The sequence below is a fragment of the Synechococcus sp. R5-12 genome (genome assembly GCF_047502655.1).
In the GTDB taxonomy this organism is placed as follows: Bacteria; Cyanobacteriota; Cyanobacteriia; order Thermostichales; family Thermostichaceae; genus Thermostichus.
Genome location: NZ_JANSIM010000039.1, coordinates 1 through 9,010 on the forward strand (window position 1 = coordinate 1; position 9,010 = coordinate 9,010).

Sequence of the window (9,010 nt, forward strand, 5' to 3'; positions counted from 1 at the left end):
ACCCTACGGGTACAGTGCGGGGCTCCTGCGATTTCTAGCTGAAGTAGCCAAGGTTTTGGCCGAGCGGGGAGAGCGCTGGGTGCCCTGGATTCTCATGGGCTTGGGGGTGTGGATCCTGTTCAAAAATGAGACTTGGAGATGGCTTTTGTCTTAGACTCTGGCCGGGATTTGTTCGTGATAGCGGGACGGGATTCTTTCGAGTTCTAGTCGTTGTGTCGGTCTAGGGAGGGATCCCAGTCCAGATCTTCGTGGCGGTGCTCCCGTTCCCAGCGATGCACCCAGTCCCAGATGCGATAGTGCTGCTCGGCGGTGAGTTGCTTGGGATCCTGGGCCAAAGCGGCAGCCTCTTCCGGGGTGAGCAAAGCAGCCAAGCTGCCGATCTCCACCAAATAGCGGCGTTCTTCCGCAGTGGTGTGGGACTGATTGAGCCGTCGAATTAAACGACGTAAAGTGGCTACATCTTGACTCATAAGCCGATAGGAAAGAATCGACGAGCATCTAAGCTGGTAAGAACAGTTTAAGAGCAGAATCATCAAAATCACCAAAAGAAAACAGTCCAAATTGTCTGCCCAATGCTCCTCTAATCCTCAAAGGATCCCAGAATGCGCACTTCCGGCTCCAAAAGCACCGACCATTGTTGATAGACCTTTTCCTGGGCCAAGCGAATCAAGCGGTAAATGTCCTTGGCACTCGCCTGATGGCAATTGAGGATGAAGTTGGCATGGCGCTCTGAAATTTGGGCCCCACCGATGCGGTACCCCTTCAAGCCGACCTGCTCGATTAGCCAGCCGGCAGGGTGAGACTCTGGGTTGCGAAAGACGCTGCCACAACTGGGCAAATGATAGGGCTGAGAGCTTAGGCGTTGGTTGAGGTAGCGCTGGGTTTCCCACTGCACCTGGGACGGATCCCTGCTTGGGATCAACTGCAGCGTCGCTCCTGTCACCGTCCAGGGTGAGTCTTGCAGGCGAGAGCGGCGATAGCCAAATTGCAGATCGGCAGGTTCTAGGCGGTAGGGCTCCTGCTCCTCATCCAAAATCTGTACTTCCGCCAGCACATCTGCCATGGCCCAAGCGTGGGCACCGGCATTCATCACCACGGCTCCCCCTAGCGTGCCCGGGATCCCAATCGCCCACTCCAACCCACTCCAGCCTTGCCTGGCGGCTGCCCGCGCCAGATTGACCAAAGGCTCTCCGGCAGCGGCCCAAATTCTCCCCCCTTCCAGCAGTTGGATCCCGCGCAGACGGCGGGTACCGATCACCAGCCCCTTCAACCCCGCATCGCTGATGAGCAGATTGCTGCCTGCCCCCAGCAGCGTCGTGGGGATCCCTTCTGCTCGCGCCCAAGCCAAACACTGCTGCAGCTCCAGGTGGCTACGGGGCTCACAATACCACTCGGCCTTGCCGCCCACACGAAAGGTGGTCAGAGGAGCCAACGGGATCCCCGATTGAATCCGTCCAGATAGCAGAGCCGCCGGCCCGCGGGGGAGAAGCCTGCCTTCAGCGGTAAGACTTGCCGCCTCAGACTCACAGGAACCGTCCCGCTGAGGCACCACCGGAGCCGTCGTCATGATTCAATACCTCAGAAGCAGCTATCTTTTCAGCTGAAGTTTGGATTTTTGGCTTGCCCAGGCTGTTCCCTCACCTGAGCCGCATATGCCCGCATCGTAGCGATTATCTGCTGATTTAAGTCCCCTGCGCCCAAAAAAACGGCGAGATCTCCAGGCTGCAGGACGGACGGCAACACCTCCGGCAATTGCGGCAAAGACGACACATAGCGCACATGGGGATGGTGCTCCGCCACCGCCACGGCCAAGCGCAAGCTGTCGGAACCCTCAGGCGCCGGCTCTCCCGCTCCATACGTAGGCACGATCACCACCACGTCCGCCTCCCCAAAGCAGCGGGCAAAATCCTGGAACAAGGCAGCCAAACGGCTGTGGCGATGAGGCTGAAATACCGCCACCACCCGCCGCTGCTGTAGCCGTGCTGCCTGCAGGGTGGCTCGAATCTCGCTGGGATGGTGGGCATAGTCGTCGATAAAGGTGACTCCACCCACTTCCCCCTTGTGCTCAAAGCGGCGATGCGCCCCCCGAAATTGCGCCAAAGCTGAGGCAATCACCGCAAACTCCAAGCCCAACTGCCGCCCCACGGCGACCGCCGCCAGGGCATTGCTGAGGTTATGGGATCCCAACACCTGTAGGCGAAGCTGTCCGAGGAGGGATCCCTTTTCCCAGATCTCAGCGCAGGTGGAATTGGCAGTGTAGAGGATCTGACGGGCTTGGTACTGGGCTTGGGGATGACCGGTCAGGCTGTAGCCCACATCCACCCTCAGGTGAGCCGCCACGTTGGGACAGTCCAGACAGGCCACCAGGGTTTGGCTTTGCTGCCCATACTGTTGAAAAGCCCGGATCACCTGCCCCAAATCGGCATAATGATCGGGGTGATCCAGCTCAATGTTGGTGATCACGCCAATCTTGGGATAGAGCCGCACCAGGGATCCATCCGACTCATCCACCTCCGCCACCCAATACTCCCCCTGGCCCAGACGGGCATTGCCATCCCAGGCATCCACTTCCCCGCCGATAATCAAGGTGGGATCCCAGCCCGCCGAGAGCAATACATAGCCGATCATGCTGCTGGTGGTGGTTTTGCCGTGAGTGCCGGCCACCCCAATGCCGGAGCGACGGTTAAACAGAGCCGCCAACAAGTCTGCCCGGTGCCAAACCGTCAATCCCTTGCCCAGGGCAGCAGCCAATTCTGGATTGGTGGGGCGAATGGCGCTGGAATAGACCACCTGGGGATCCCCAACCAACCCCTCCAAGCTGTGGCCCTGAAAGAAGCGCACCCCCAAAGCTTCCAGGCGGCGGGTACGGCCATTGGCGACAATGTCGGATCCGGAAACGCGAAACCCTTGTTTAGCCAGGATATAGGCCAGGGCCGACATCCCCACTCCACCAATGCCCACAAAGTGATAGGTGGAAAGCAAGGGATCTAGGGGATCCAAATGCAGGGGCGGAGGCTGAGACCGAACCGGCAACGGCGGGATGGGATCCCTTCCTCCAACTGTTTCCACCATCGCAACTCCACCCCACTCCTAAAACCGCCACACTCCAAAAAAAGGACTGCGTTCTGCTGACTACAAACAGGTTCGAACAGGCCACATCATATCAGGAATCCCCAGAGCTAGGTAGGCTGCGCCCCACCGGTTGCCGTGATCTGCCGGCACCTTGGGGAACCCACAGGGGGTGAAAATACGGTGAGCACAAGCAACACAGAATACAGCTGGACATTTTCATCCCAAAAACTTTACACTTATTTAAGAAAAAGAGGCGGCGTTTGTCGTCTGCAAAGCCACAGCGGGTAAAAGGCCATGAACCCACGAGCGCTTTGGTCGCTGGCAGGAGTCGGGCTGCTTGGTTGTGCCGGTCTGGCATGGCTGGGATTGAGCCAACAGGGAGCCACACAGTCGGTATCGGCAAGTGCAGAGGCAACGGTGGAAATGCGGCTGCCTCCGCAAGTTGGTGCTTTGGGTCGCCTGGAGCCGGAGGGGGAAGTGCTGCGCATTGCCGGTTTCCCCGGAGAACGGCTGGGAGAGCTGCTGGTGGCCGAGGGGGATCGCGTGGTGGCAGGCCAAGTGCTGGCCCGCTTGGAAAGCTACGCCGAGCGGTTGGCGGAGCGAGAGTACGCTGCCGCCCAACTTCAAGAGGCCCGCGCCCGGTTGCAGGCCGAGACCCGTTTCAGTCAGGCCCAAATCCAAGAGGCACGCACCCGCCTCAGCCGTCTGGACGAGCCGCAACAGATGCAAATCCGCTCCCAGGAAGCGGTGGTGGAACGTATCCGGGCAGAACTGGCCGATGCCGAGGCCAATCTGGCCCGCTTTCAGGAGCTCTGGCAGGAAGGAGCAATCTCGCAACAAGAGCTGGATCAACGCCGGCTGCTGGTGCGGCAACGACAGGAGGACTTGCGGGCTGCCGAAGCCACCCTGAGCCAACTGCGCCTGGCCCGTGAGCGGGATCTGCTCAATGCCCAAGCCCAAGTCCAAGCTGCCGAGGCGGGACTGAGTCTGGCCCAAGCCCAAGTCCAACTGGGATCCCTGGCCCGCAATCTGGAACTGGCAGAAGCTCGCCTAGAGCGCACCCTCATCCGCGCTCCCCGTGCTGGACAGGTGCTCAAGATCCACACCCGCCCTGGAGAGGTCATCCCCGCCGGCGAGGGCATTCTTGAGCTGGGCAACACCGACCAGATGATGGTGGTGGCGGAAGTCTACGAGACGGACATCCTGCGGGTTCGGCCAGGCCAGCAGGCCACCATTAGCAACCGCGCTCTGCCAGAAACCCTGCAGGGCCGAGTGGAGCGGGTGGGCCTGCAGATTGGCAAGAAAGATGTGCTCAACACCGATCCTGCTGCCGATGTGGATGCCCGCGTGGTGGAAGTGTATATCCGCCTGGATCCGGAGAGCAGCGCCCGCGTGGCTGGCCTGACCAACCTGCAGGTGAATGTGGCCATTGATGTCGAGGGGTAGGCTCAGCCCATGTACAGCCTGTTCAGTGTGGCTTTTATCGCCCATCGGATCCCGTTGGCCTGGCTGCAACTGACGCGGGAGAAGATCCGCCTGCTGGTGGCCCTGGCGGGCATTGCCTTTGCTTGCATCTTGATGTTCATGCAGTTGGGCTTCCAGGATAGCTTGCTGGAAAGTGCCATCCGCTTCCACGTGGCCCTGAAGGGAGAGATCTTCCTGGTCAGCCCTCAGTCCAACGCCCTGATTGCCATGAACACCTTCTCCCAGCGGCGGCTGTATCAGGCTCTGGGCTTTGAGGGGGTGCGGGCCATCTCACCCGTTTATGTGGGCTTTGCCCTCTGGAAAAACCCGGAGACCCGCCGTACCCGCAGCATTTTCGTGGTGGGAGTGGATCCCTCGGCTGATCTGTTGGACTTGCCGGAACTGACGCCGGACAAGCTGGAAGAGATCAAAAAGGCGGACGTGGTGCTTTTTGACCGCCGCTCCCGCAGCGAGTTTGGCCCCATCCCAGAGTGGTTTGAGTCCGGGCGAAAGGTGGTTACTGAGGTGGGAAACCGCCGCGTCCAGGTGGGGGGCCTGTTTGAGATGGGGGCCACCTTTGGAGCCGACGGCACCATTCTCACCAGCGATCTCAATTTCCTGCGCATTTTTCCGCAGCGGGGGCGCGGCTTGGTGGATATCGGCGTGGTGCAACTCCAGCCGGGTGTGGATCCGGATCCCTTGGTGCGGCAGATGCGGGCTTTGCTGCCGGAAGATGTGCGGGTGCTCTCACGGGCGGAGTTTATCGATATGGAGCAAACCTACTGGGAAGAGGGCACAGCCATCGGCTTTATTTTCGGCCTGGGGGTGGGCATGGGCTTTATTGTCGGCATTGTGATTGTCTATCAAATTCTCTACACCGATGTGTCGGATCACCTGGCGGAATATGCCACTCTCAAAGCCATGGGCTATACCGATACCTACCTGCTGGGGGTGGTATTTCAGGAGGCGCTCCTGCTGGCCGGCTTGGGGTACATTCCTGCCTTTGCCCTGTCGGTTTTGCTCTACGATTTGACGGCAAATGCCACGTTGCTGCCTATTGCCATGACCTTCAACCGGGCAGTGCTGGTGCTGGGGCTGGCGGTGAGCATGTGCTTCATCTCAGGAGCGATTGCCGTGCGACGGCTGCGGGCAGCCGATCCTGCCGACATTTTCTAGAGTTTTGGCTGTGGGCAGGGCGCCGGGGCGTTGGTAAGTCAATAGTCTGCCAAAGGGGATCGGATGGATGGTGAAGGGTTTGAGCTAGGCTGTCTAAAAACTTCTGGGATCCTCATCAACGCTCTCCGGCCAAAGGTTTCTAAATGGTCTCATCTCAACGCTCCAAATGACGGCCTAAGTGGTCAATGAGTTGTCAACGCAAAGTTTTGAGATTTTGAGTTCTCTATGCTGACTCCTCTTCTCGATCAAGCTGCCCTTGCTTCTGCCCAGAATGCCGTTGAGCCAGTGGTGAAAGCCGAAGGTGTAAACCACTATTTCGGCGAGGGATCCCTGCGCAAGCAGATTCTCTTCGACATTAGCTTTGCCCTGCAGCCAGGGGAGATCGTGCTGCTGACTGGCCCTTCCGGCTCCGGCAAAACCACCCTGCTGACGCTGCTGGGGGCCTTGCGCTCGGTGCAGGAGGGCAGCTTGCGGGTGTTGGGACAGGAGCTGCGGGGAGCTCAGCCCAGTACTCTCATTCAAATCCGCCGCCAGGTCGGGTACATTTTCCAGGCCCATAACCTGCTGCGATCCCTGACGGCAGCCCAAAACGTGCGCATGGCCCTGGAGCTGCACAACGGCCTCTCTCCTCAGGAAGCCCAGCAGCGAGCGGAAGCAATGCTGGCGGCGGTGGGCCTGGGGGGTCGCGTCCACTACTACCCGGAACAGCTTTCCGGCGGACAAAAGCAGCGGGTGGCCATTGCCCGCGCCTTGGTTAGCCATCCCAAGCTGGTGCTGGCGGACGAGCCCACGGCAGCCCTAGATAGTAAGTCGGGCCGCGAGGTGGTGACCCTGATGGAGAAGCTGGCGCGGGAGCAGGGCTGCACCATCCTCATGGTGACCCACGACAACCGCATCCTGGACATCGCGGATCGGGTGCTGCACATGGAGGATGGCCGGCTGGAGAGCCAAGGGGTTGCCTAGCTTTGCCCAGAGCAGGCGTGGCGGCGGTACCAGTCGATGGTGCGCTGCAGCCCTTCCCGCAAGCCGACTTTGGCCACAAAACCCATCCTCTCTCGGGCCTTGGAGACATCCAGACAGCGGCGGGGTTGGCCATTGGGCTTGTCCGTTTGCCAGCGGATCTCTCCCCGGAACTCCATCAGCTCGCAGATGAGGGCAATCAGATCCCGGATGGAGATCTCTTCACCGGTGCCCAGGTTCAAGGGATCCGCCCCGTCGTAAAGCTGGGTGGCCATGACAATGCCGCGGGCCGCATCTTCAGCGTAGAAAAACTCGCGGGTGGGGCTGCCATCCCCCCACACTTCGACGTAGTTTTGGCCCCGTTGCTGCGCTTCGTGCACTTTGCGGATCAAGGCTGGGATGACGTGGGAGCTTTCGGGGTCGAAGTTGTCCATGGGGCCGTAGAGGTTCACCGGCAGGAGGTAGATGCCGTTGAAGCCGTACTGCTGCCGGTAGGCCTGCAGCTGCACCAGCAGGGCTTTCTTGGCGATGCCGTAGGGGGCGTTGGTCTCCTCTGGGTAGCCGTTCCAGAGATCCTCTTCCTTGAAGGGAACGGGGGTGAACTTGGGATAGGCGCAGATGGTGCCCACGCAGACAAACTTCTCCACCCCGGCCAGGTAGGCGGCGTGGATGAGCTGGGATCCCATGATGAGGTTGTCGTAGAAGAGTTCTGCCGGCTTGGCTTGGTTGAGGCCGATGCCACCCACGTGGGCGGCCAAATGGATGACGATATCTTGCCCTTGCACCACCTCTTGGCAGACTTCCCAACGGCGCAGATCCTGGGTGCGGGAGCGCGGGATGCGCACCTGCTCCGGCTTTACCCCCAGCACCTGCAACTGTTGCAGCACATGTTTGCCCAAAAAGCCGCTGCCCCCTGTGAGCAAAATGCGCTTCTGGCTGAGATCGACGGAGCTGGGCAAGCTGTTGGGCATAGATCCGACGCAGAGAACTTCCGGCTTTCATTATGCTGCAGACGGGATAGCCGTATTCCAGACTTGTTGGCGATGGTCATCGAGAATAGGCAAGGCATCAACTCAAAACCTGGGCAAACCGCGCCGGCGACAGAGCAGGGATCCATTCATCCGCTTGTCCATAGGCTTGTTGGGCGAAGCGACGGGCCAAAGCGGGCACGATGGGCAGGGGATTGCTGAAGCCGGAAAACAGTTGTAAGCCTTCCCAGCCGGGCAGGGATCCCACCAGAGGCTGGTGATCAGCGCTGAAGGCCACCAAGCAGTGATACCACCGTCCAGGCAGGTGGGCCAACTTGGGCAGGTAGCGACCGGCTTGTGCCCGGATCTGGGCTTCGCTGGCGGCTGCATCCACCTCGGCATGGGGATCCGTCAATACCCGGCTGATCTGGCCCATGCGAATGCTGCCATCTACAAATTGCAGGATCCCGGCATCCAGAATCGGCGGGCAAAGCTCGTGCCCTGGCTCGTCCCAAAGGGGATCCCGATCGGGATGGGCGGCTTGTCGTTCCAGTTCCAAGCGTTGCACGGGCACGCTCATCACCAACGCTTTCAATTGCAAATCCGAGGGCTCCAGCTCCAGGGATTCGGCATGGGTGTAGTAGATGGGCACCCGGATCCCCGCTTGGCGCAACAAAGCCCGTGTCCAGCCGCCGGCGCACACCACCACCTGGCCTGCTCCGTAGCAGTCGGCTCCGGACTCTACGCCCGTGATGCGCGCTCCCTGCCGCCGCAGGGCCGTTGCTGTTGCGATCAAGAGGGATCCCCCCAATCGTTGAAAGGCTTTTTGAAAGGCCAGCGCCGTCAACAAGGGGTTGATGTGGCCATGCCGAGCCCAGAGCACTACTTCCAGAGCTGCCGGATCCAGCAGTGGCTCCAGCTCGCAGGCTGCCTCCACCGAAATCCGCCGGGGTGGGATGCGACAGTCGGCCAGATCCGCCTCGACAGCCTCCACATCACAGCCGGGGGCAATGGGCATGAGCAGGTCCAGCTCACGAAATTGAATGTCTGCCTCCAACTCCTCTGACAGGGTGCGGTAGCGTTGGATCCCTTCTTCCCCCAAAGCTTTGAGCATCGGCGTTTTGCCCGCCCAATGGGCCAAGCCCCCGTAGCTGTAGCGGGTTGCTCCGTTCAGCACTCCATCTTTCTCCATCAGCAGAACGGATCCCCCCTGGCGGGCCAGCTCATAGCTCAGAGCTGCCCCGGTAATCCCGCCACCGATCAGAATCCAGTCGTAGTTGGCCATCACTTCCCTCTTTGCCCTGAACCTCATCTTGCGGCAAAGAGGCTCAGCTAGAAATCGCAGGAGCCCCGCACTGTACCCGTAGGGT

Annotated in this window: 8 protein-coding genes; 3 read left to right on the forward strand and 5 right to left on the reverse strand. The window is 60.3% G+C overall.

Annotation, left to right across the window (positions count from 1 at the left end):
* Positions 1-203 precede the first annotated feature (203 nt).
* The 3 genes from NW843_RS02710 to murC form a co-directional block, all read right to left on the reverse strand.
* Entirely contained in the window at positions 204-470 is a 267-nt protein-coding gene (locus NW843_RS02710) for a hypothetical protein (RefSeq protein ID WP_041436475.1), read from the reverse strand.
* Positions 471-580: 110 nt separating this feature from the next.
* Positions 581-1,567 carry a UDP-N-acetylmuramate dehydrogenase gene (gene murB / locus NW843_RS02715; RefSeq protein WP_414522046.1) on the reverse strand — a complete coding sequence of 329 codons (987 nt, stop codon included), beginning with the start codon at positions 1,565-1,567 and terminating at the stop codon, positions 581-583.
* A gap of 29 nt (positions 1,568-1,596) precedes the next feature.
* A complete protein-coding gene (murC, locus tag NW843_RS02720) occupies positions 1,597-3,033 on the reverse strand; it encodes a UDP-N-acetylmuramate--L-alanine ligase (RefSeq protein ID WP_414522049.1) in 1,437 nt (478 codons plus the stop codon).
* Positions 3,034-3,366: 333 nt separating this feature from the next.
* Between murC and NW843_RS02725 the strand changes: the two genes are divergently transcribed.
* The 3 genes from NW843_RS02725 to NW843_RS02735 all read left to right on the forward strand — a co-directional run bounded on the left by NW843_RS02725 (position 3,367) and on the right by NW843_RS02735 (position 6,675).
* A complete protein-coding gene (locus tag NW843_RS02725) occupies positions 3,367-4,518 on the forward strand; it encodes an ABC exporter membrane fusion protein (protein ID WP_414416276.1) in 1,152 nt (383 codons plus the stop codon).
* A 9-nt stretch (positions 4,519-4,527) separates the two neighbouring features.
* Positions 4,528-5,712 (forward strand): ABC transporter permease DevC, encoded by a 1,185-nt coding sequence (gene devC, locus NW843_RS02730; RefSeq protein ID WP_414522047.1) that lies wholly within the window; start codon positions 4,528-4,530, stop codon positions 5,710-5,712.
* A gap of 225 nt (positions 5,713-5,937) precedes the next feature.
* The gene (locus tag NW843_RS02735; protein ID WP_414351864.1) at positions 5,938-6,675 is read left to right on the forward strand and encodes a DevA family ABC transporter ATP-binding protein; all 738 of its coding nucleotides are present in this window, start codon (positions 5,938-5,940) and stop codon (positions 6,673-6,675) included.
* Here the strand turns inward: NW843_RS02735 and NW843_RS02740 are convergent.
* On the reverse strand, positions 6,672-7,643 hold the full coding sequence (locus NW843_RS02740) for a GDP-L-fucose synthase family protein (RefSeq protein WP_041436472.1): 972 nt from the start codon (positions 7,641-7,643) through the stop codon (positions 6,672-6,674). The genes NW843_RS02735 and NW843_RS02740 overlap by 4 nt on opposite strands.
* Positions 7,644-7,740: 97 nt before the next feature.
* Positions 7,741-8,925, reverse strand: coding sequence for an NAD(P)/FAD-dependent oxidoreductase (locus tag NW843_RS02745; RefSeq protein ID WP_414522048.1), 1,185 nt, complete (start codon positions 8,923-8,925; stop codon positions 7,741-7,743).
* Positions 8,926-9,010 lie beyond the last annotated feature (85 nt).